General features: G+C 69.3%; 21 protein-coding genes and 1 pseudogene. 10 read left to right on the top strand and 12 right to left on the bottom strand.

Features of this window, described 5'->3' with window-relative positions; all coding sequences use genetic code 11:
• Positions 1 to 27: 27 nt before the first annotated feature.
• The 6 genes from EIZ45_RS41825 to EIZ45_RS41800 all read right to left on the bottom strand — a co-directional run bounded on the left by EIZ45_RS41825 (position 28) and on the right by EIZ45_RS41800 (position 7,762).
• Positions 28 to 522 (bottom strand): flavin reductase family protein, encoded by a 495-nt coding sequence (locus EIZ45_RS41825; RefSeq protein WP_205670282.1) that lies wholly within the window; start codon positions 520 to 522, stop codon positions 28 to 30.
• The gene (locus EIZ45_RS41820; protein ID WP_134669201.1) at positions 519 to 1,991 is read right to left on the bottom strand and encodes an FAD-dependent oxidoreductase; all 1,473 of its coding nucleotides are present in this window, start codon (positions 1,989 to 1,991) and stop codon (positions 519 to 521) included. The genes EIZ45_RS41825 and EIZ45_RS41820 overlap by 4 nt, the downstream gene beginning before the upstream one ends.
• Before the next feature lie 13 nt (positions 1,992 to 2,004).
• The gene (locus EIZ45_RS47765; RefSeq protein ID WP_134669203.1) at positions 2,005 to 4,509 is read right to left on the bottom strand and encodes an alpha/beta hydrolase fold domain-containing protein; all 2,505 of its coding nucleotides are present in this window, start codon (positions 4,507 to 4,509) and stop codon (positions 2,005 to 2,007) included.
• 28 nt (positions 4,510 to 4,537) lie between these two features.
• Positions 4,538 to 5,461 (bottom strand): VOC family protein, encoded by a 924-nt coding sequence (locus EIZ45_RS41810; RefSeq protein WP_134669205.1) that lies wholly within the window; start codon positions 5,459 to 5,461, stop codon positions 4,538 to 4,540.
• Between the two features lie 15 nt (positions 5,462 to 5,476).
• Positions 5,477 to 6,661, bottom strand: a complete 1,185-nt coding sequence (locus EIZ45_RS41805) for an acyl-CoA dehydrogenase family protein (RefSeq protein ID WP_134669207.1) — start codon at positions 6,659 to 6,661, stop codon at positions 5,477 to 5,479.
• 81 nt (positions 6,662 to 6,742) lie between these two features.
• The gene (locus tag EIZ45_RS41800) at positions 6,743 to 7,762 is read right to left on the bottom strand and encodes a 2Fe-2S iron-sulfur cluster-binding protein (RefSeq protein WP_134669209.1); all 1,020 of its coding nucleotides are present in this window, start codon (positions 7,760 to 7,762) and stop codon (positions 6,743 to 6,745) included.
• Positions 7,763 to 7,986: 224 nt separating this feature from the next.
• Here EIZ45_RS41800 and EIZ45_RS41795 point away from each other — a divergent pair, with 224 nt between their 5' ends.
• The 4 genes from EIZ45_RS41795 to EIZ45_RS41780 all read left to right on the top strand — a co-directional run bounded on the left by EIZ45_RS41795 (position 7,987) and on the right by EIZ45_RS41780 (position 10,853).
• The gene (locus EIZ45_RS41795; protein ID WP_134669212.1) at positions 7,987 to 8,373 is read left to right on the top strand and encodes a nuclear transport factor 2 family protein; all 387 of its coding nucleotides are present in this window, start codon (positions 7,987 to 7,989) and stop codon (positions 8,371 to 8,373) included.
• Positions 8,374 to 8,462: 89 nt separating this feature from the next.
• Positions 8,463 to 9,608 carry a Rieske 2Fe-2S domain-containing protein gene (locus EIZ45_RS41790; RefSeq protein WP_134669214.1) on the top strand — a complete coding sequence of 382 codons (1,146 nt, stop codon included), beginning with the start codon at positions 8,463 to 8,465 and terminating at the stop codon, positions 9,606 to 9,608.
• Positions 9,605 to 9,868, top strand: coding sequence for a hypothetical protein (locus tag EIZ45_RS41785; protein ID WP_037810748.1), 264 nt, complete (start codon positions 9,605 to 9,607; stop codon positions 9,866 to 9,868). Before EIZ45_RS41790 ends, EIZ45_RS41785 begins: the two co-directional genes overlap by 4 nt.
• A gap of 154 nt (positions 9,869 to 10,022) precedes the next feature.
• Positions 10,023 to 10,853, top strand: a complete 831-nt coding sequence (locus EIZ45_RS41780) for an IclR family transcriptional regulator (RefSeq protein WP_134669216.1) — start codon at positions 10,023 to 10,025, stop codon at positions 10,851 to 10,853.
• Between the two features lie 37 nt (positions 10,854 to 10,890).
• Here EIZ45_RS41780 and EIZ45_RS41775 read toward each other — a convergent pair whose 3' ends face one another.
• Entirely contained in the window at positions 10,891 to 11,631 is a 741-nt protein-coding gene (locus tag EIZ45_RS41775; protein WP_134669218.1) for an SDR family NAD(P)-dependent oxidoreductase, read from the bottom strand.
• A gap of 175 nt (positions 11,632 to 11,806) precedes the next feature.
• Here EIZ45_RS41775 and EIZ45_RS41770 point away from each other — a divergent pair, with 175 nt between their 5' ends.
• Positions 11,807 to 12,550 (top strand): SDR family NAD(P)-dependent oxidoreductase, encoded by a 744-nt coding sequence (locus EIZ45_RS41770; RefSeq protein ID WP_134669220.1) that lies wholly within the window; start codon positions 11,807 to 11,809, stop codon positions 12,548 to 12,550.
• 47 nt (positions 12,551 to 12,597) lie between these two features.
• Here the strand turns inward: EIZ45_RS41770 and EIZ45_RS41765 are convergent, their stop codons facing one another.
• The 3 genes from EIZ45_RS41765 to EIZ45_RS41755 all read right to left on the bottom strand — a co-directional run bounded on the left by EIZ45_RS41765 (position 12,598) and on the right by EIZ45_RS41755 (position 15,486).
• A complete protein-coding gene (locus EIZ45_RS41765; protein ID WP_134669222.1) occupies positions 12,598 to 13,464 on the bottom strand; it encodes a manganese catalase family protein in 867 nt (288 codons plus the stop codon).
• Positions 13,465 to 13,564: 100 nt separating this feature from the next.
• A complete protein-coding gene (locus EIZ45_RS41760) occupies positions 13,565 to 15,052 on the bottom strand; it encodes an FAD-dependent oxidoreductase (RefSeq protein ID WP_134669224.1) in 1,488 nt (495 codons plus the stop codon).
• On the bottom strand, positions 15,052 to 15,486 hold the full coding sequence (locus tag EIZ45_RS41755; RefSeq protein WP_134669227.1) for a DUF4383 domain-containing protein: 435 nt from the start codon (positions 15,484 to 15,486) through the stop codon (positions 15,052 to 15,054). Before EIZ45_RS41755 ends, EIZ45_RS41760 begins: the two co-directional genes overlap by 1 nt.
• A 141-nt stretch (positions 15,487 to 15,627) precedes the next feature.
• On the opposite strand from EIZ45_RS41755, the gene EIZ45_RS41750 reads away from it, so the two are divergent.
• The 3 genes and pseudogenes from EIZ45_RS41750 to EIZ45_RS47760 form a co-directional block, all read left to right on the top strand.
• The gene (locus tag EIZ45_RS41750; protein WP_134669229.1) at positions 15,628 to 16,641 is read left to right on the top strand and encodes a DNA topoisomerase IB; all 1,014 of its coding nucleotides are present in this window, start codon (positions 15,628 to 15,630) and stop codon (positions 16,639 to 16,641) included.
• A gap of 47 nt (positions 16,642 to 16,688) precedes the next feature.
• Entirely contained in the window at positions 16,689 to 17,504 is an 816-nt protein-coding gene (locus EIZ45_RS41745; RefSeq protein ID WP_134669231.1) for an NAD(P)-dependent oxidoreductase, read from the top strand.
• Positions 17,505 to 17,574: 70 nt separating this feature from the next.
• A pseudogene (locus EIZ45_RS47760) lies at positions 17,575 to 17,724 on the top strand (short chain dehydrogenase); the annotation flags it as partial.
• Here EIZ45_RS47760 and EIZ45_RS41740 read toward each other — a convergent pair.
• Both EIZ45_RS41740 and EIZ45_RS41735 read right to left on the bottom strand, forming a co-directional pair.
• Entirely contained in the window at positions 17,673 to 18,191 is a 519-nt protein-coding gene (locus EIZ45_RS41740) for a MarR family winged helix-turn-helix transcriptional regulator (RefSeq protein ID WP_051728782.1), read from the bottom strand. The pseudogene EIZ45_RS47760 and the gene EIZ45_RS41740 sit on opposite strands and share 52 nt — an antisense overlap.
• Positions 18,192 to 18,244: 53 nt before the next feature.
• On the bottom strand, positions 18,245 to 18,835 hold the full coding sequence (locus EIZ45_RS41735; RefSeq protein ID WP_134669234.1) for a TetR/AcrR family transcriptional regulator: 591 nt from the start codon (positions 18,833 to 18,835) through the stop codon (positions 18,245 to 18,247).
• A gap of 95 nt (positions 18,836 to 18,930) precedes the next feature.
• On the opposite strand from EIZ45_RS41735, the gene EIZ45_RS41730 reads away from it, so the two are divergent.
• Positions 18,931 to 19,863: a zinc-binding dehydrogenase gene (locus EIZ45_RS41730; protein WP_134669237.1), complete on the top strand. Its 933-nt coding sequence runs from the start codon at positions 18,931 to 18,933 to the stop codon at positions 19,861 to 19,863.
• Between the two features lie 64 nt (positions 19,864 to 19,927).
• Positions 19,928 to 20,719, top strand: coding sequence for an IclR family transcriptional regulator (locus EIZ45_RS41725; RefSeq protein WP_051728781.1), 792 nt, complete (start codon positions 19,928 to 19,930; stop codon positions 20,717 to 20,719).
• The last annotated feature ends 162 nt before the right edge of the window (positions 20,720 to 20,881 follow it).

The following is a 20,881-nucleotide window of genomic DNA, read 5'->3' as shown; positions in this document are numbered from 1 at the left end:
CCGGGGCCGCTCGATCGCCCTTCCCGATCAGCGGACGCCCGCGCTGATCCGCCCGTAGCGGCCCCGGAAAAAGACCAGCGGCTCCAGGTCCGACGAGTACAGATGCCGCACCCGCGAAACGACGATCGCGTGATCGCCTGCCACGTGCTGGGCATCGAGTTCCGCCTCGATCCACGCCAGCGAACCGGCCACCACGGGCGCGCCCGAAGGCGACGGCGTCCAGTCGATCCCCGCGAACTTGTCGACGCCCCGGGCCGCCAGCTGACGGCACACCGCTTCCTGCGACTCGGACAGGATGCTGATCGCGTAACATCCCGCCGAGCGCACCCGCGGCCACGAAGTGCTGGTCGCGGCCACGCAGAAGGCGACCAGCGGCGGATCCAGCGACACCGACGTGAACGAGTTCGCCGCCAGCCCGACCGGCGAGCCGGTTTCCTCGTCCATGCCGGTGATCGCCACGACGCCGGTCGCGAAATGTCCCAGCACGGTGCGCATCAGGGCGGGGTCGGACGGTTCGGTCACTGCACTTCCCCCTTCGCCGCCGCGCGCCCGGCCCGGCGTCCGTAGAAACTGCCGTCGCCCAGCGAAGCGCCGCTGACGTAACCGCCGGTGCAGATCCCCGCCGTGCAGCGGCCCGCCGCGAACAACCCCGGGATCGGCGCCCCTGACACGTGCAGCACCCGCGAGTCCAGGTCGGTCCGCAGTCCGCCCAGCGGGAAGCCAGCCGTGGCGCCTCGCAGGTCGAAGGCGGCGACCGCGCCGGTGAGCGGGCGCAGCCATTCCGGTTTCTTGCCGAACAGCGGGTCCCGGCCTTGCGCCGCATAGGTGTTGTAGAGCTCGACCGTGGTTTGCAGCGCCCGTTCTGGAAGGCCCATGTCGGCCTCGAGTTCGGCGACGGTCTCCGCGGCCCAGGTCGGCGGCACGCGGAAGTTCGGGGTCGCGGTCGCGGTCGCGAGCGCTTCCTCGTGCGCTTGCTCGTCGATCACCAGGTACGCCTGGTTGTCCTGGTGGAACAGCGTCGCCTGGCCGATCCGGCCCGGGTACGTGTCCTCGGTGACGTAACGCTGGCCCTGGCCGTTGACGAGGATGCCGCGCGCCATCATCTGCGGGTCGCCGAAGAACGCGACCTCCGTGGCGTCCATGTGCGCGGTCGCCGCACCGAACGCGGTGGCCGCCAGGATGCCGACGCCGTCGTGTTCCTCGATCGCGGCGCCCGGGCGGCCGATCAACCGCGGCGCGTGATCGGCGACCATCTGCTCTGAGTAGGCGAATCCGCCGGTAGCCAGGACGACACCAAGGTCGGCCCGCACGGCGATCTCGCGTCCGTAGCGCCGCGCGAGCACTCCGACGACTCGGTCTCCGTCCACAATGAGACTGCTCAGGCGGACGTCGTAGGAAACGCGCACGCCGAGCGCTTCCGCGGTCTCCGCGAGCGGCTTCATCAGCATGTATCCGCCGCCTTGCTCGCCCGTGCGCTTGTTGCTCATCCGCGGCACGTGCCCGCGCGGCGCAGGTCTGGCGACGGCGTTGAACGGGGCCGCGTTCTCGCCGCCGGAGTACGCCAGGCCTTCGTCGTGCGGCGGTTCCCAGCCGGGCTCGTCCCAGAGCGCCTCGCGGAAGGGCACGCCGTTGCCGACGAGCCAGTCGTAGTGCTCCAGGCTGCCGCGGCAGTAGTCGGCGATCTTGGCTTCGTCCGCGCCCGGGCCGACGGCCGCGAGCAGGAACTTCTCCATGTTCTCCGCGCTGTCCTCGAAACCGAGGGCGCGCTGGAGCGGCGTGCCGCCGCCGAGGTACACGAACCCGCCGGCCAGCGCCGCCGCGCCGCCCCAGCCGCTCGTGCGTTCCAGGATCAGCACCTGCGCGCCGGACCTCGCCGCCTCGATCGCCGCGGACACCCCGGCGATGCCGTACCCGGCGATCACCACGTCCGCGGTCTCGTGCCATTCGGCGATCGCGGCGGCCGGGACGGGACGCAGTCGGTCGGTCGTCATGGATCAGTCCTTCCTAGGCCAGGAGGTCCCGCATCATCTGCCAGAGCTTCTCGCGCGCGGGTTCGGTCAGGGACAGCGCCGGGATCGTCAGGAAACCGTGGAACAGCCCCTCGAACCGGTGCGCGGTGACCGCTGTCCCGGCCTCCCGCAGGCGCTGCGCGTAGTCGTCGCCGGAGGTGCAGAGCGGGTCCAGTTCGGCGGTCGCGACCACGGCGGGCGGAAGGTCTGCCAGCGACTCCGCCCGCGTGGGCACGAGGTAGGGGCTGTCGGTTCCGTCCGGCGCGTATTGCGCCCAGTACCACCGCATGGCGCGCTCGGTGTTGTAGTAGCCCTCGCCGTACCGCCGATAGGACTCGGTGGCGAAATCGTCGTCGATCACCGGGTACAGCAAGACTTGCCCGGCGATGTGCGGGCCGCCGCGATCGCGGGCGGCGAGGCACACCGTGGCGGCCAGGTTGCCCCCGGCGCTGTCGCCGGCCACGCCGATCCGGGCCGGGTCTCCCCCGTACTCAGCGGCGTGTTGAGCAGCCCAGACCACGGCCGCGTACATGTCCTCCATCGCCGCGGGCCCGGGATGTTCCGGGGCCAGCCGGTAGTCGACCGCGATCACGACCGCACCCACCGCGGCGGCCATCGAGCGGCAGAACTCGTCGTGGCTGTCGAGGTCGCAGAACACGAATCCGCCGCCGTGCGCGAAGACAACCACCGGAAGCGGCCCATCGTGCTCTGGCGCGTAGATCCGCAGCGGCAGGTCTCCGCCGGGGCCTTCGATTACGCGGTCCTCCGCGATCCGCATCGCGGGCTGGTGCGTCAGCGGCGCCCGGCGGGACCGGATGATCGCCCGCAGTTCGGCGGGCTCGTGCTGGGTCACGTCCGGGAAATCGGCCAGTCCGGCCAGCATCGCCTTCACCTCGGCGCCCGCGGGATCGTCCAGCACGAACCCGCGATACCCGGCAGCCGCGACGTCGTCGCAGATCGCGCGGTATTTGCCGAGCCCGCCGATGTAGGGCATGAACACCCGGGGCTTGCCGGGGATGTTCGCGCCGAGGTACCAGGAGTTGGCGGTCGGGAACAACGTCGCCGCCGCGTTGGCGTTGCACTCGGCCACCCAGTGCGCGACAGCCTCCTCGGTCGCCTCGATGGTCGACACCTGGTTTTCGTCGAGATAGTCCACACAGGACGCGATCCAGTCCACGTGCTGTTCCGCGGTCAGCACCATGTTCGCCAGGACGCTCGGGCTGCCGGGCCCGGAAACGACGAACATGTTGGGGAATCCGGCGACCGTCAGCCCGAGATAGGTGCGCGGGCCCGCCGACCACGCGTCGCGGAGCGTGCGCCCGTTCCGGCCGCGGATGTCGATCCGGGACAGCGAACCCGTCATGGCGTCGAAGCCGGTGGCGAAGATCAGCAGGTCGAGTTCGTGGAGAGCGTCCGACGTGCGTACTCCGTCCGGCGTGATCTCGCTGATCGGCGTACGCCGGAGGTTGACCAGTTTGACGTTGTCCCGGTTGTACGCCTCGAAATAGCCGCTGTCGGTGACGATGCGTTTCGTGCCGATCGGATGGTCGTCCGGGATGAGCTGCTCGGCGATCTCCGGATCGTGCACGAGTTCGCGGATCTTCGCCTCGACGTACTCGCGGGCGGTGTCGTTGGCGGCGAGATTCGTGGTCTGGTCGGGAAAAGCCTTGGCGAACAAGTATCCCCCGCGTTCCCACCACTGGTCGTAGATCCGGGTCCGTTCGGCGGCATCGACCTCGAGCGCGCCGCGCGGGTGCGGGCTGTTCGGCGTGCCGCCGCCGCTGATCCGCGACAGCCGCCGCCGTTCGGGATAGCCGGCTTTGATTTCCGCGACGTACTCCGGGGTGAGCGGGTGGTTCCGCGCGGGAATCGAATAGTTGGGGCTGCGCTGGAAAACCGTGACCCGCGCGGCGGTTTCGGCGACGACCGGAATCGCCTGGATCCCGGACGACCCGGTCCCGATCACGCCGACCCGCTTGCCCGCGAAGTCCACGGCGCGCTGCGGCCAGGCGCCGGTGTGGTACAGCTCGCCCGCGAAACTGTCCCGTCCGGGAATCTCCGGCAGGTTCGTCGCGGACAGGACACCGGTGGCCAGCACGAGAAACCGCGCGCTGACGGTCCGGGCGGTGTCGGTGCTGACCGTCCACCGCCCGGACCGTTCGTCGTACTCCGCCGCCGTCACCCGGGTGGAGAACTCGTACGCGGGACGCAGGTCGTGCCGGTCCGCGACGTGGTCGAGATACCGCAGGATCTCTTCCTGGGTCGCGAACCGTTCGCTCCAGGACCATTCCTGTTGCAGTTCCTCGTCGAACGAGTAGGAGTAGTCGATGCTTTCGACGTCGCACCGCGCACCGGGGTACCGGTTGTGGTACCAGGTGCCGCCCACCCCGGCCGCGCTCTCGAAGCCCCGCACCCGCATGCCGCGCGCGCGGAGTTTGTGCACCGCGTAAAGACCGGCGATCCCGGCCCCGACGACGACTGCGTCGAAACAGTTTTCCACGTTGGTTCCCCTAGGTGCGGCAGTCGGCTCAGGCTTCTCCGCGCGCGGCGGCTTCCTTCATTTCCTTCATCCAGAGCCATTCGTGGCCCCAGTAGCTGTCCGCGGTGATTTCCTCGGCGGTGTAATAGCTTTCGTCGACGAGCTGGCCGCCGTAGCCGTACTCGATGTCCCAGCCGCCGGGGACGCGGACGTAGAACGAGATCATCTTGTCGTTGGTGTGCCGCCCCAGCGTCGAGGACACCGGGAAATCGCGCGCCAGGACCTGGTCGTAGGCGCGGCCGACCGCGTCGAGCGAATCGACCTCGACCATGACGTGGATCAGGCCCGGGTCACGGCCCTCCAGGCTCGGCATGATCGCCAGGCTGTGGTGGCGCCGGTTGATCCCGAGGAACCGGATCCGCAGCGGGCCGGCTTCCGGCGGGCCGGGCATCCGGAACGCGCCGCGGGACAGGAAGCCGAGCGTTTCGGTGTAGAACTCGAAGGACTCGTCGAAGCTGGTGGTCGGCATGACCACGTGCCCGAGGCCCTGCGCGCCGGTGACGAACTTGTGGGCGTACTTGGTGAGCACCGGGCTGTGTTCGAGGACCGGCCCGTGGAAGAACTCGAGCGGCGTCCCGCCCGGGTCCTTGGCGGAAAACCCGGCCTCGACCTTGCGCCGGTCCGCGAGTTCCTGCGACATCGGCGTGCAGTCCACCCCGGCCTTTTCGAGGGTCTCGCGGAGCCGGCGCAACGCCGGGGCGTCCCGCACCTCCCAGCCGACCGCCGTCACGCGGTCGGCCTCGCCGTGCTCGACGGTGATCCGGGACGGCCGCTCGTCCATCCGGAAGTGCAGCGCGTCCTTCTCGTCGCCGAAGCCCGGCGCGAAACCGAGCACGTCGAAGCCGAGTTCGCGCCAGCGGTCGAGGTCGGTGGCGATGACCCGGACGTAGCCGAGTCCCTTGATTTCGCTCATCGTGGGTGTCCTTTCTCAGATCATCACGCGCAGCGGGCCCTGCGGGACTTCGACGTTCAGCGACGCCAGCGCGGCGGCGTGGTAAGTGGTGCTCGTGACGTGGATGGCGTGGTGCAGACCGGCGTGCGCGTCGCGCCAGAAGCGCTGCAACGGGTTGTCCATCCGCAACGCGTTGCCGCCGGCGCGGTCGAAGATCTCGTCCGCGGCGCGCACCGCCCGCCACGCCGCGCGGGCCTGGTCCCGGCGGATCCGGGCACGCGTGGCGAAGTCGATCTCCTCGCCGCGGTCGACCTTGTCCCACACGCGGTCCACATTGGACAGCAGTTGCTGGCGCGCGGCGTCGATCTCCGAGGCCGAGTCGCTGAGCGCGTGCAGCACGTACGGGTCGTCCTTGACGAGGGTGCCGGTCGCGCCGACGCGGTTGCGCTGGTAGTCGATCCCGGCGGCCAGCACGCCCTCGCAGATGCCGATGGTCGCCGAGGTGATGCCGAGCGGGAAGATCGTCGACCACGGCATCTTGTACAGCGTCTCGGTGACGCCGTACTCCCTGGCCGCCGAGCCGTCGATGACCTTGTCCGCGTCCATCACCCGGTACGCCGGGACGAACGCGTCCTTGACCACGATGTCCTTGCTGCCGGTGCCGCGCAGGCCGACGACGTCCCAGGAACCGTCGATGATCTCGTAGTCCGAACGCGGCAGGATCACGTGCATGCTGTGCGGCGGCATCAACGGCTGGCCGTCCTTGCCGCCGAGCAGTGCGCCGAGGAAGATCCAGTCGCAGTGGTCGGTGCCCGACGAGAACTGCCAGCGGCCGTTCAGCACGAAGCCGCCATCAGCCGGAACCGCGACCCCGGCGGGCATGTACGGCGACGCCTGCCAGGTGTCGGTGTCCTCGCCCAGGATCTCTTCCTGCACCTTCGGATCGGCGAAGGCGAGCTGCCACGGGTGCACGCCGACGATGCCGCCCACCCATCCGGCCGACCCGTAGATGCTCGCCGTCTTCATGACAGTTTCGGCGAACTCGCGCGGGTGCGCCTCGTAGCCGTTGTACTTCTTGCGCTGCAGCAAGCGGATGATGCCCGCTTGCTTGAGCCGCTTCGCCATGTCGTCCGGCAACCGGCCGAGCGACTCGCCTTCGTCGGCGCCGGCCCGGAGTTCCTCGGCGATCGCCTCGATGTTGTCGATTGCTGCATGCGGCATGACGGCTCCTTGTGTGTGGGTCGAGCTTGCCAACCGGGAAACCGGATCGGGCCCGGTCTCCTGATGAGTGGAACAGCGGTTTCAGTACTCGATCGCGATCTCGTCGCTGACCGGTTCGGCCTGGCACGCCAGGACGTAACCCTCGGCGAGATCGTCCTCGGTGAGAATCTCGTTGCGAGCCAAGTTCACCTTGCCCTCCGTCAGCGAGCACACGCACGCGCTGCAGGCGCCTTCGCGGCACGAGTACGGTGCGTCGACGCCCGCGGCCAGCAGCGCGTCGAGGAGTTTCGCCCCGGCTCTCCACGGGACGACGTGGTCCTCGCCGTCGAGCGAGACCCGCATGGTGCACGCGACCTCGCCGGTCCCGGATTCCGCTGGTGCGAACGGATCTTGCTGCAGGGAAAGAAACCGTTCGGAGTGCACCCCGGCCATTCCGACGCTCGCGGCGACCTCCGCGGCCACGTCCATGAGCGGCTCCGGGCCGCAGAGATAGAGGTCGCGGTCGGCGAACGGACGCAGCAACACGGTCAGCAGGTTCCGGCTGGGATAGCCTTGCAGTGATTCCAGCAGGTGTATCACCGTGAAGCGATCGGGAAACTTGCTCTCGAGGGCGGCCAGTTCGGCAGCGAAGATCACCGACGCTTCGTCACGGTTCGCGTAAAGCAGCACGACTTCCCCGCTGCCGCCGAACAGGATCGACTTCGCGATGGCGATCACCGGAGTGATCCCGCTGCCGCCCGCGAGCAGCACCACGGACTGGTCCAGCGACGCGGGCGTGAAGGTCCCCGCCGGCGGGAGCACGTCCAGCTCAGCGCCCGCGGTGACGGTGTCGCACAGCCAGTTGGACCCGTGCCCGCCCCGCACCCGTTTGACGGTGAACTTCATCGCCTCGTCGCAGTGCGGCGAACTCGACAGCGAGTAGCAGCGGGCGGAACCCGTTCCGGCGTCCGGGACCCGCACGGTCAGGAACTGCCCGGCGCGGTAGCCGAACGCGGGGTCGCCGGCCGGCTCCACGACGAACGAGCGCGCGTCGGCGGTCTCCTCCACGACGGCGGTCACCCGGACCCGTTTCCCGCGGCCGGTACTCGTTTCGGCGGACATCCACCCTCCTGGTCGTCGTCCCTCGCCCCGCCGGACGGGGCCTGCGCACGGTACGGCCGCGCCCGCCCGCCGGATCGCGGTCGTTTCGCTGACTGGGAGACGAGTCGCGAAAGATCTTGTGCGGCAGGCGCTTCCGCCCACGTCAACGGCATAATTCGACGCGGCTTCCCACCAAGCGGTTGCTCGGGCTCGCTCCCGCCCCCGGCTGTGCTTGCATCCCCCGCATGCTGACCACCGACAAGATCACCCGCACCGTCGCGGAGTACGCGCGCAGGCTCGAAGCAGGCGACCCGGCGCGGATCGCCGCCCTTTACGCCGAGGACGCCACCGTCGAGGACCCCGCGGGCAGTGCCGTCCGCAAGGGCCGGGAAGCCATCGCCGCGTTCTACAGCGAACTCGAGGGCCTCGCCCTCACCGCCGAACTGCTGGCCGTCCGGGCCGCCGGCGACACGGCCGCCTTCCACCTGCGCGTGATCACCACGACCGAGGAGTTCGTGAGCGCGATCGAGCCGATCGACGTCATGACGTTCGACGAGCGCGGCCGGATCACGAGCATGCGCGCGATCTGGAGCCCGGCCGACGTAGTGCACCAGCGGCGTTCCAGTCAGTGAACTGTGACCGGGTTCATGGCCCCGGTGCTTGTTAGAACCGGAACGCACCGGACCGACAGCTCCCCACCAACCCTTTCCAGGAGAGCGCGATGACTTCTCTGCACCAGGACGAGATCCGCCGGATCGAAGCGGATTCCGCCCCCGCCCGCTTCGCCCGCGGCTGGCACTGCCTCGGTCTCGTCCGCGATTTCGCCGACGGGAAACCGCATACCGTGCACGCCTTCGGCACGAAACTCGTGGTGTTCCGCGGGGCGAACGGAAAGATCAATATCCTCGATTCCTATTGCCGGCACCTCGGCGGCGACCTGTCCCAGGGCGAGGTCAAGGGCGACGAGATCGCCTGCCCGTTCCACGACTGGCGCTGGGGCGGCGACGGCCGGTGCAAGCAGATCCCGTACAGCAAACGCGTCCCGATGCTCGCGCGCACGCAGGCGTGGACGACCTTGGAGCAGGACGGTCTGCTGTTCGTCTGGAACGACCCGGAAGGCACGAAGCCGACCGACGAGGTCGCCATCCCCCGCATCGAAGGCGCGGAAAGCGACGAATGGACCGACTGGCACTGGTACACGACCGTCGTCAACACCAACTGCCGCGAGATCATCGACAACGTCGTGGACATGGCGCATTTCTTTTACGTGCACGGATCGCTGCCGACGTACTTCAAGAACGTCTTCGAGGGCCACGTCGCGACCCAGTACATGAACGGCGACTCCCGCGACGACTACCCCGCGCCCGAAGGACAGCCGAAAATGCTCGGCAGCACCTCCGTCGCGTCCTATTACGGCCCGTCGTTCATGATCGACGACCTGACATATCACTACGAATTCGGCGACCACCACACGGTTCTGCTCAACTGCCACTACCCGATCACGGCGGATTCGTTCGTGCTGCAGTACGGGATCATCGTCAAGAAATCGGCCACCCTGCCCGAGGACGCGGCGATGCGCTCGGCGATCGCGCTCGGCGACTACATCAAGGTCGGCTTCGAGCAGGACGTCGAGATCTGGAAGCACAAGGCCCGGATCGACAACCCGCTGCTGTGCGAGGAGGACGGGCCGGTGTACCAGCTGCGCCGCTGGTACGAGCAGTTCTACGTCGACGTCGCCGACATCCGCCCGGAGATGGTCGACCGCTTCGAGTACGAACTCGACCTCACCCGGCCGACCCAGGCGTGGCACGACGAGGTGGCCGCCAACATCGCCCGCCAGGCCAAGCCGACGGAGACCGCGCCGTGAGCGAACCGAGGACCGACAACCGGCTCGACGACATGCCGATGCAGCCGCTGCACTGCCAACACTGCGAGGCGCGGCTGCTGGTGCGCAAGAGCACGGTGCACCAGACGAGCCTGCAGTGGAACGCCGAGGCGATCGAGGCTTGCGCGGAACTGGGCACGTCGCCGATGCCGGGTCCCGCACTGGCGGGGTGTTCGCGGCTCAAGGAGTCTCTCGACGCCGAGGTCGCGGCCGGACGGCTGCGGATCGTCCAGACCGTATGACCGCACAGATGCGCCGTGTCCGGATTGCCGGGCACGGCGCATCTTGCTGTCCGGAGGCGGTTTACAGCCGAGCTCCGGTGTGCCTACACTCCAAGGTGTCAGATTCTGACAGGTAGTCTCAATCTGACATACGCAGTCTGGAGGTGGTGTTGCAATGGCGCACATCGAGGAAGCCCCCGCGGCGATGATCGACCGCGTCGCGTCGCTGCTGGAGTCCTTCGTGGGCGAACGGCCGCTGACTCTGGCCGAACTCGCCCGCCGCTCGCACGTGCCGCGGTCTTCGGCGCACCGGATCCTGCAGCGGCTGGTCGAACTCGGCTGGGTGGAGCGCAAGGAGTTCACCTACACGCTCGGGGTGCGCATGTTCGAACTCGGCTCGCAGTTCACCCGCCGGCGCACTGTCCCCCGCGCCGCCGTCGCGGTGATGGCTGAGCTGCATCGCCGCAGCGGGCTGACGGTGTACCTCAGCATGCTGGTCGGCGCGGAGATCATGCACCTCGAACGGATCGGCTCGTGGCCGTCCGCCTCCGGGCAGTGGAGCGCGGGCGCCCGGCAGCCGGTCACGCTCACCGCGCCGGGCCGGGCGCTGCTCGCCACCCTCTCCCCCGACCACTGGCCGGAGCTGCATTTCGGCTACGCGCCGACCCAGTACTCCATCCAGACCCGCAGCCAGCTCATGCGCGACCTCGCCCGGGTCCGCGACCGCGGCGGGGTGGCCGTGGACGCGCAGGGCACCCATCACGGCGTGACCGTGGTGGCCGCGCCGATCACCACCATGGACGACGACGGGCACTTCGCGCTGTCGGTGTGCGGGCCGACGCGAGCGCTCGATCTGGTCGCCACGATCACCGAGGTGCGCAACGCCGCGGCGACGGTGTGGCGGGTCGCCAACGGCGTGCCCACACTGCGGCCGCGGGCAGTGCCGGACTTGCCGCCTGCGGGGGTCGAATTGCAGCTGGCCAACGGCGGGTCTGCTTCCGGCTGATCGGCCCTCGCCGGGGAGGGCCGACCCAGCCGGCGCGTCAGGCGGTTTGGCCGCCGTCGATCACGAAATCCTGACCTGTGCAATAACTACTCGCATCACTGGCCAGAAAAGCCACCAACGCCGCCACCTCACCCGTCGTGCCAGGGCGGCGGATCGGCTGCTCAGCCACCGCGCCGCCGCCTGCGCGGGTCGTTTCGGAGATCATCTGCGTGTCGATCGCACCCGGGCATACGCAGTTGACCCGGATACCGAACTCGCCGAGTTCCTTCGCCGCGGATTTGCTCGCCCCGCGCAGCCCCCATTTCGACGCGCCGTATCCCAGACCGCCCGCGAAACCGGTCAGCGCCGCGGTCGAGGCGACGTTGACGATCGAACCGCCGCGTTCGCGCATCAACGGCAGCACGGCCTGCATCCCGAGGACCGGGCCGATCAAATTGACCCCCAAGGTGTGCGTCAGGTGGTCCTCCTCGAAGCTATCCAACGGTGCCTTGCGGTAGAAACCGGCATTGTTGACGAGGACATCGACCCGGCCGAACTCGGCGCGGGTGCGTTCCATCGCGGCGGCCCAGTTTTCCTTGCTGCGCACGTCCAATCCGACCGCGAGCGTCTCGCCGTCGATCTCGTCCGCGACCGCGGCGACGGCGCTTTCGTCCAGGTCCGCCAGGACGACGCGGGCGCCCAGCCGCGCGGTGGTCCGGGCGTGCTCGGCACCCTGGCCTTGCGCGGCACCGGTGACGAACACGATTTTGTCCCGCAGATCGACGAGTTGATCGGACACGTTTCACTTCCTTCGGTTCGGAGCACTCAGCCGCGCGAAGGTACCTTCGCCGGAAGGGGCCGCAGGGAGCATGCGTCGGCTCAGCGGACACCTGATTTCTCCGTTTGACCGGCGCCGCGCGGGACCGTAAGCTCGTACCAAGCGCTTGCTTTGCGCTGACGGAAGAAGGCTGCCCTTGAAGGATTTCCACGGCAAGCCGGGCGTCGCGGTCGTGACCGGGGGCACCGGAGGGCTGGGCTCCGCGATCTGCCGGACCCTCGCCGCGCGCGGCTCCGCGGTCGCCTTTACCTACCGCAGCGATCACGAAGCAGCCAAGCGGCTAGCCGCCGAACTCGAAGCGACCGCGGATCCCCTGGACCTCACCGATGCCGGGCAGACCAAGGCGTACATCGAGCGTTTCGGAACGATCCACACCCTCGTCCACGCCGCCGGGCCGCTCGTCCCGCAGCAGCATCTGTCCACAGTGGATCCCGCCGATTTCGGCAGGCAGCTCACCGCGGAAGCCGCCGCGTTCTTCAACCTCGTCCATCCGGCACTGCCCGCCCTGCGTGCCAGCAAAGGTTCGATCGTCGCGGTCACCACAGCCGCGACCAAGCGTTACCCCGTCCGCGACGGTCTTTCCGCCGGACCCAAGGGCGCGGTGGAAGCGACCGCCCGGGCACTCGCGGCCGAGGAAGGCCGGTTCGGCGTCCGGGTCAACTGTGTCGGGCCCGGAATGCTGACGGACGGGATGGCCGCGGACCTCATGGCCAACGGAGACCTCGACGACCGTGCGCTCGAAGCGGCCCGGCGCGCCATCCCGTTGCGCACCTTCGGCAACGCGCAGGACATCGCGGAAGCGGTGTGCTTCCTGGCCTCGGACCGCGCCGGGTTCATCAGCGGGCAGAAGCTCGACGTCGACGGCGGATACGGCGTCTGACCGGCAAGAACCCCGGACGCCATCGGCCCGGGGTCCCTGCGCACCTGTCACTTAGCCTTGTTCTTCGCCTCTTTGGCCTTCCCCTTCAGCGAACCCACCGCGTTCTGCGTCGGCGAGTACGTCCCGTACAGCGCGGGGTCCGGCTTCGGCGCGGTGCCGGGGCCGCCGAGCGGTTTCGGGTCGGTGAGGTACTCGATGCTTTCCCCGCCGAAGCTCCAGCCCGCCTTCGCGCCGTCCGGGCCGTCGGACAGATGCCACACCGTGTTGTTGTGGTCCTGGTTTTCCTCGTCGAACAACGCGGTCGGCGCGATGTCGCTTTCCAGGCCGTCGGCCTTGAGTTCCTCGATCGCGGCCAGCCATTGCTTCTGGTGCACGGTGTCGCGCGCGAGGTTGAACTGCAGCATCGCCTTCACGCCGGGGTCGTCGGTCATCCGGTACAGCCGCGCGGTCTGCAGCCTGCCCTGCGCCTCGGCCGCCGCGTTGGCGCGGAAGTCGGCGAGAAGATTGCCGGAGGCGACGATGCACTTGCCGTTCCACGGCGTGCCGTTCGAGTCGGCGGGCAGCGCGCCGCCGCCGGCCACGATCGCCTGCTGCGGGTCCATCCCGCCGATCACCGCCGCCATGACCGGGTCCTTCACCGCTTCCGCGGTCGCGGTGGCCGGCGCGCCCTCCAGCAGCCGCGCGACCATCGTGGCGAGCATTTCGACGTGCCCGATCTCCTCGGTCGCGGTGTCCATGATCAGGTCCTTGTATTTGCCCTCGATGCGGCAGTTCCAGCCCTGGAACAGGTACTGCATGGTCACCGTCATCTCGCCGTACGCGCCGCCGATCAACTCCTGGAGCTTGTGCGCGTACACCGGATCCGGCTTCTCGGGCTTCGCCTCGAACTGCAGCAGCTTGGTGTGTCGGAACATCAGCGTCTTCTCCCGGGGATTCGAGCCGGGCGGCGCGCCCGGCGAGTCCGGCAGGAATGCCCGCGATCATCCGTCCTACACCCGGCGTTCCGGGGTCTTTTCAGGGATTTCGGCGGGGCAGCGGCGCGGTGGCGGGCCCTTCGAGAACGGTGCCGTCGACGTCGAATCGCGAACCGTGGCACGGGCAGTCCCAGCTGCGCTCGGCGGCGTTGAACCGCACGAAGCAGCCGAGATGCGTGCAGCGCATGCAAACCGCGTGCAATGTGCCTTCCCGGTCACGGTAAACGCCTTTGCGACCGTGTCCGTCCGCCAGCACTTTCGCCTGGTCCACGGCGATGTCGTCGGTGCTTTTCGCGTCGGCTTGCGCGAGCCGGTCGCCGACGAAGTCCTTCGCCACCTTCGCGTTCTGCTGCATCAGCTTCGACGCCGACTTCAGCGAAATCCGTTGCGGGGAAAAGAGGTCCCGATGCGGATTGGCCGATCCGGTGATCCCGTCGGCTACCACGGTCGCCGCCGCGGTCCCCATCGCCAGGCCCCATTTTCCGAAACCCGTTTCGACCCACAGCTTCCGGGCGCCCGGGAAGTACGGCCCGGCGATCGGGATGCTGTCGTAGGCCTTCGGGTCCTGCGCGGACCACCGGTGCGTGACCTCGTCGACGTCGAAGTGGCGCGCCGCGAATTCGCCCAGCTCGGTGTAGCGCGCGAAGTCGACCGGGTCGCCCGCCGGATGTCCTTGGCCGCCGAGGATCAGCCGGTCCTCGTAGGAGGCGAAAGACCACAATGGACTCCCGGCGCTGATCGCCAGCTCCTGCGGCGACTTGCCGGATTTCAGGGTCGCGGCGACGCAATACGACCGTTGGACCTCCAGCCGGGGGAAGAACAGCCCGCGGTCGAGGATCGGGTAGTGCGTTGCGACGACCACGTTTTCGGCGTCGAGCGCACCGTCCTCGGTCGTGACGCGGTACGGCGGCACCGCGCTGACCTGCCGGACGCGACTGTTCTCGAAGACGCGGCCGCCCTCGGCCTCGACCGCATCGGCGAGCCCGCGCACGTAGTCGGCCGGATGGAGCGCGAGTTGCCCGGACAGCCGCACCGCGCCGTGCACCGGGACCGGCAGATCGAGCGCGGTCGTCCATTCGACCGGAAGACCCGCCTGCGTCGCGGCCTCGTACTCCGCTCGCACGGTGTCCACCTCGTCGGCGTCCATCGCGAACGTCGCGGCGGGCAGCCTGCGCAGGCCGCACTCAATGGGTTCGGCCAGCTCCGCGACCAGTTCGACCCCGGCCAGCGCCGCCTCGGCGTATGCCGTCGCGGTGGCCGCGTCGTGCTCGCTGAGGAGCGTCGAGTACACAGTGGACTGCAACGCGGTGACCTTCGCGGTGTTATTGCCGCTGGCCCCCTCCGCGATGCGCCCCGATTCGAGGACGGCCACGTGCACGCCTCGCCGGGCGAGCAACAACGCGGTGGTCATCCCGGCGATGCCACCGCCGATGACGGCGACCTCGGCGCGTTCCCGCCCGCGCAAGGACGACCGGCCGGTCGCCGACGCGGTCGCGAGCCACAAGGACTGATCTGCGGTGGTGGTCATCAGAGGCTCCTCCGGGTGCCCATCGGGAGGACGCCGAGCACGATCATCGCCACCGCCAGGCCGAGGTGCAGCCAGTTGTCGGCGGTGTTGACCGGGATGAAGTTGGCCGGGCTGCCGTGGTCGATCACCAGCCCGTACACCCACAGCGCCAGGTAGACCACGCCGCCGACGACGAGGAAGTTCTTCGCCCCGGCCGGCGTGCGGGCCAGCGCGAGCCCCGCGACGCCGAAGGCCAGGTGCACGACGTTGTGCAGGATCGAGACGCTGAACAGCCCGAGCAGCAGCGCGCCCGAATGGTGCCCGGCACCCGCCAGCTGGTCGTAATGCGTGGTGACGCCCGGGATGAACCCGAGGATGCCCACGAGCAGGAACACCGCCCCCACACCGGCGGCGACGAGCTGGCGCGGAGTGCGCTGCGCGACGGCAGTACTCATGACCGGAGCCCTCCCTGAATCCCCCGCACCGGGTCCGGCGCGGAGATATCCGGATAACCGGTGCGGGACCGGGCAAACCTCGACTGCCGGTCGCGCGTCCGGAATCCGGTTTGAAGCCCGCCGCCGCGGGCAACCGCGAGCATGCGGTTACGGCGGAGCGAGCTGTCCTCGCCAGGCATCAAGCGGCAGCGACGCGGCCGCGGCTTCCGGTACCTCGCGCCGGACGGCTCCCCGGTGACCGACTCCGAGGTGCTCGACCGCATCCACGATCTCGTGATCCCGCCCGCGTGGCGGCGGGTGTGGATCTGCCCGCATCCGACCGGGCACATCCAGGCGGTCGGAACCGACGACGCGGGCCGTCGCCAGTACCTCTACCACCCCGAATGGCGTCGAGCGCGCGACGAGGAGAAGCACGACCGGGTGCTCGACCTGGCCGCGGAACTGCCGAACGTCCGCGCCGCCATCCAGGAGGATCTGCGCCGACGCCACCTCGACCGTCGGCGAGTCTCCGCCGCCGCGCTGCGGATGATCGACCGGGGCGTCTTCCGCAGCGGCGGAGAGGAGTACGCCGAAACCAACGGTTCCCATGGCGCGACCACGCTGCTGCGCGAACACGTGAAAATCAGCGGCGACGAGCTGACCTTTTGTTATCCCGCCAAAAGCGGCCTGGTCCGGTCGCTGAGCATGCGCGACGGCGAACTCGCCGCCGTCCTCAAGTCGCTCCGCCGCTGCCGCACCGGCACCACGCGCCTGTTCGTGTACCGCACCGACGACGGCTGGCACGAACTGCACGCCAGCGACGTCAACGAGCGGTTCAAGGAACTCGCCGGGGAGGAGTTCACGGTGAAGGACCTGCGGACCTGGCACGCGACGGTGCTCGCTGCGGTCTCCCTCGCCGCGCGGGAGGCACCGACGTCCCAGCGCGGCCAGGCGAGGGCCGAGACCGCGGCGATGAAGGAGGTCGCGGAGGAACTCGGCAACACGCCTGCCGTCGCCCGGCGCTCGTACGTCGACCCGCGCGTGCTGCGGGAATTCGAGCGGCACAGCACGATCCACCGCGCGGTGCGGAAGGCCGATGCGGACGGGCTCGCCGAGGAGGAGCTGCGGGAGCGGATCGAGCAGGCAGTGATCCGGCTGCTGCGGCGAGCCTCGTGACGATTCGGGTCTTCAATCATATGTACTGCTAATGGTATGTTGCGCTCATGACTCTAGCCGGAAAGACCGTCCTCATGTCCGGCGGCAGCCGCGGCATCGGCCTGGCCATCGCGACCCGCGCGGCGCGGGACGGGGCGAATGTCGTTCTGCTGGCCAAAACCGCCGAACCGCATCCGAAGCTGGAAGGCACCGTCTACACCGCCGCGAAGGAGATCGAAACCGCCGGCGGGCAGGCGCTGCCGATCGTCGGGGACGTGCGCTCCGAGGACGACGTGCTCTCCGCGGCCGAAGCGGCGGCGACGCAGTTCGGCGGCATCGACATCGTCGTCAACAACGCCAGCGCGCTCGACCGGTCCGGCACCGAAGAGCTCTCGATGAAGCGCTACGACCTCATGCAGGACATCAACACGCGAGGCACGTTCCTGCTCAGCAAGGCGGCGATCCCGCACCTGCGCAAGGCCGCGAATCCGCACATCCTGACGCTTTCGCCGCCGCTGAACCTCTCCCCCGCGTGGATCGGCGCGCACCTGGGCTACACGCTCTCCAAGTACGGCATGAGCCTGTGCACCGTGGGCCTCGCGGAGGAACTGAAAGCGGACGGAATCGCCGCGAATTCACTGTGGCCGCGCACCCTCATCGACACCGCAGCGGTGCGCAACATCATCGGCGGCGCAAGCCAAGCGCGCACGCCGGAGATCATCGCCGATGCTGCGTACGCGATCCTCACCCGACCGTCGCGCGAATGCACCGGGAATCTGTTCATCGACGACGAAGTACTCGCCGCCGAAGGCGTGGCCGACCTGTCCGGCTATCAGCGCGGCGAAGGCGAACTGGCACTCGACATCTTCGTCGACCCGGCCTGATCCCGCATCCGGTCGAACTCCCCGGGCAGCGTCTCGCCCTCGTTCATATTCGCCAGCAGCTCGTTCGTCACACGCGATCCTCACCCGACCGTCGCGCGAATGCACGGGGAATCTGTTCATCGACGACGAAGTGCTCGCCGCCGAAGGCCTGACCGACCTGTCCCGCTATCAGCGCGGCGAAGGCGAACTAGCGCTGGACATCTTCGTCGACCCGGCCTGATCCCGCATCCGATCGAACTCCCCGGGCAGCGTCTCGCCCTCGTTCATCCTCGCCAGCAACTTGTGCAGCGAATCGTGGGAACGCTGCGGAAGGTCGCTGAGCACGTGCTGGTCGAGGTCGACCAGCAGTTCGTTCGCCTTGCGCAGCGTCTTCCGCCCCGCGTCGCTGAGGTCGACGACGTAGCGCCGCCGGTCTTCGGGGTCGCGGGCGCGCGCGGCGAGTCCGAGGGTCTCGAGGTCGTCCAGGCTGCTGACCATCGTCGCCGGGTCGATGCGCAGGTACGCGCCCAGCGACAGCTGCGACATCGGGCCGTTGTCGGCCAGCGCCTGGAGGACGCTGTAGTGCCGCACCCGCAGACCGAGCCCGTGCAGCCGGTCCTCGGCGAGGCGGAACACGACCTGGCCGAGTTTGACCAGCAGGCAGCTCGTGTGCTCCCCGATCCCGCCCGGCACCAGCGGACCTGACATCGTTTCCCCTGCCCATCATTAGCGGACCGTACGAATCCGATAATACGGGCCGGTCACGCCCGCAGCCGCACACTGCCGTCCATGGCCGCGAAAGCGCGCCGCACGTGCCCGGGGAGTTCGCCCGGCGCGCAGTCGGGCAGCCATTCGTCCAGCGCGCACCGCCAAGCCGCGACGCAGAACTCGACGAGCAGCCGCAGTTCGAGACGGGAATCGCCGAGCCGCCGCACGATTTCCGCCTCGGTTTCCGCGCAGTGCCGCAGGGTGTGCCCGTTCAGCGCCGGGGATTCGTCGATCAGCCGGAGCGTCGCGGGGAACCGCTGGTACCAGTTCTCGTCCATCCGGCCGAGGGTCGCGAGCATCGCGTCGCGGAAGACGTCGGCGAGCGGGCCGGACTTGGCGGTCTCGTCCAGGACGTCGAGGTAGGCGCTCCAGAGCTCCTTGACCGCGGCGAGCGCGACGTCCTCCTTCGAGCGGAAATTGCGGAAGAACGTCCGGCGCGACACCTCCACCTCGTCGAGCAGCGCGTCGAGCGGCGTGGCGTCGAAACCGCGTTCGCTGAAGATCGCGATCGCGGTTTCCACCAGCGCTTGGCGGGTGCGCTGCTTCTTGCGCTCGCGCAGCGTGGGCGGTCCGGGGTCGGTCATCCGCGGCAGTTTACCCAGCACGCACCGCGGGCGCATATGCTATACAAGAGCAAATGCCACACTGTGGCACATTGACTTCCAGGGGGTTCCCGACCGTGCGTGCACTCGTTGTCGACCACACCGCGCCCGCGCATTTGTCCCTGGCCGAGGTCGCCGACCCGGTCCCCGGGCCCGGCGAGGCGCTGGTCCGGGTCGCCTCGGCGTCGCTCAACTTCGGCGAGGTCAAGGACGCCACCGATCCGTCCGCCGCGAACGGCACCGTGATCGGCTGGGACGCGGCGGGCGTCGTCGTCCAGGCGGCCGCCGACGGTTCCGGCCCGGCCGCCGGGACGCCGGTCGTCACGCTCGGCACGGCAGGCTGGGCCGAGCTGCGCGCGGTGCCGACGAACCTGATCGGCACCGTTCCGGATGGCGCTGACCTTGGCGCGATCAGCACTCTTCCGGTCGCCGCGCTGAGCGCTCTGCACGTGCTGCGCCGGATGGGCCCGGTCCTTGGCCGGCGGGTGCTGATCACCGGCGCGTCCGGCGGAGTGGGCCGGTACGCGGTGCAGCTCGCCGCCCGCGCCGGCGCGGAGGTCGTGGCGATCAGCCGGGACCCCGCTCAGGAGAAAGGCCTGCTCGCGCTGGGCGCGGCCGAGGTGCGCACGTCGGTCGCCGACGTCGGCCGGCCGGTGTTCGCGGTGCTGGACAACGTCGGCGGGCCGGATCTCGTGGCCGCCTTCGCCGCGTTGGAGGCGGGCGGCACGCTGATCAACGTGGGCCGCTCAGCCGAAGCGGACGCGGTGCTGCCGCCAAAGGCCTTCTTGGGCACCGAGGGGCGGCACGACCGGTCGATCCGCACGTTCTTCCTGCTGGCCGATCCCGCGGCCGGCTTCTCCGCCGACCTGACCTGGCTGGCCGCCGAAACCGCCGCCGGACGGCTCGACCCGGGCATCAGCTGGCGCGGGCCGTGGGACCGGTACGCGGAGGCGGTGCAGGCGCTGGTCGACCGGAAGTTGCGCGGAAAGGCGGTACTGGAGATCGGCTGAGCGGGCCGGACGCGGCACGCGTTAACCTGGCCTCACCCGACAGCGCGAGAACCACGGAACCCAGGTGAACCAGACCGGAGCACAGCCGCCAGCCGGAACGCAGGCCATCCGCCGGGCGCTCGGCATCCTGCGGCTCCTCATGGACGAGGACGGGGAACTCACGCTGTCCGCGATCGCCCGCAAACTGGACCTCACGCCGGGCACGACACACCGGGTCGTGGGCGCGCTGAGCGCCGACGGGCTCGTCGCGCACAACCCCCGCACCGACAGCTACCACCTCGGCCCCGGCTCGATCCTGCTCGGCCAGGCCGCGCAGCGGGTGCACGGGCTCCAGCTCGCGCTGCCGGTCATCCAGCGGATCAACGCCGACACCGGAGAATCGGTCAACATCACGATCCGCGAAGGCCACGAGTCGGTGGTGCTGCTGCGCGCGCAGTCGACGCTCCCGCTGCGGTTCGAGCAGCACCCCGGCGCGCGTTTCCCGTTGTACGCCACGGCTTCCGGCAAGGCGATGCTCGCCCATTCCCTCGACGCGGAGTCCTACCTCGCGAGCCTCCCGGAGCAGCTGCCCGCGCTGACGCCGCACACCCTCGCCACCCGCGACGCCCTCGCCGTGGAGCTGACCGAGACGCGCGATCGCGGGTACAGCATCGACAACGAGGAAAACGTCGCGGGAGTGCGCTGCGTCGGCGCGGGAGTCCTGGACGACCGCGGTCTGGCCCGGGCGGCGGTGGTGATTCAGGTGCCGACTGTTCGGCTGCCCGAGGATCGGATTCCCGAACTGGGCGCTCTTGCGATCGAGGCGGCGAAGGAAATCGCGCCATTCCTGCCGCCGGACCGGCTCACTCGCTACTGACGTCGCCAGGCGTACGTGAGGGGAACCCTCAGGGAATCTGATTCCCTCAGGGTTCCCCTCACGTACCTTCGTCCCCGCCGGACTGCGCCCCCTCAATGGTCATCCAGGTGCCGACTGTCCGGCTGCCCGAGGACCGGATCCCCGAGCTCGGCGCTCTCGCGA

The sequence above is a fragment of the Amycolatopsis sp. CFH S0740 genome (assembly GCF_004522315.1).
Lineage (GTDB): Bacteria > Actinomycetota > Actinomycetes > Mycobacteriales > Pseudonocardiaceae > Amycolatopsis > Amycolatopsis nivea.
Note: the sequence above shows the minus strand (reverse complement) of the source record. Positions and strands in the feature narration are given on the sequence as shown.

Bases quoted from the DNA above. Each gene is read 5' to 3' on its own strand.
- EIZ45_RS41820 (WP_134669201.1), bottom strand. From the start codon at position 1,991: ATGACGACCGACCGACTGCGTCCCGTCCCGGCCGCCGCGATCGCCGAA.
- EIZ45_RS41810 (WP_134669205.1), bottom strand. From the start codon at position 5,461: ATGAGCGAAATCAAGGGACTCGGCTACGTCCGGGTCATCGCCACCGAC.
- EIZ45_RS41805 (WP_134669207.1), bottom strand. From the start codon at position 6,661: ATGCCGCATGCAGCAATCGACAACATCGAGGCGATCGCCGAGGAACTC.
- EIZ45_RS41800 (WP_134669209.1), bottom strand. From the start codon at position 7,762: ATGTCCGCCGAAACGAGTACCGGCCGCGGGAAACGGGTCCGGGTGACC.
- EIZ45_RS41795 (WP_134669212.1), top strand. From the start codon at position 7,987: ATGCTGACCACCGACAAGATCACCCGCACCGTCGCGGAGTACGCGCGC.
- EIZ45_RS41790 (WP_134669214.1), top strand. From the start codon at position 8,463: ATGACTTCTCTGCACCAGGACGAGATCCGCCGGATCGAAGCGGATTCC.
- EIZ45_RS41780 (WP_134669216.1), top strand. From the start codon at position 10,023: ATGGCGCACATCGAGGAAGCCCCCGCGGCGATGATCGACCGCGTCGCG.
- EIZ45_RS41765 (WP_134669222.1), bottom strand. From the start codon at position 13,464: ATGTTCCGACACACCAAGCTGCTGCAGTTCGAGGCGAAGCCCGAGAAG.
- EIZ45_RS41760 (WP_134669224.1), bottom strand. From the start codon at position 15,052: ATGACCACCACCGCAGATCAGTCCTTGTGGCTCGCGACCGCGTCGGCG.
- EIZ45_RS41755 (WP_134669227.1), bottom strand. From the start codon at position 15,486: ATGAGTACTGCCGTCGCGCAGCGCACTCCGCGCCAGCTCGTCGCCGCC.
- EIZ45_RS41750 (WP_134669229.1), top strand. From the start codon at position 15,628: ATGCGGTTACGGCGGAGCGAGCTGTCCTCGCCAGGCATCAAGCGGCAG.
- EIZ45_RS41745 (WP_134669231.1), top strand. From the start codon at position 16,689: ATGACTCTAGCCGGAAAGACCGTCCTCATGTCCGGCGGCAGCCGCGGC.
- EIZ45_RS41740 (WP_051728782.1), bottom strand. From the start codon at position 18,191: ATGTCAGGTCCGCTGGTGCCGGGCGGGATCGGGGAGCACACGAGCTGC.
- EIZ45_RS41735 (WP_134669234.1), bottom strand. From the start codon at position 18,835: ATGACCGACCCCGGACCGCCCACGCTGCGCGAGCGCAAGAAGCAGCGC.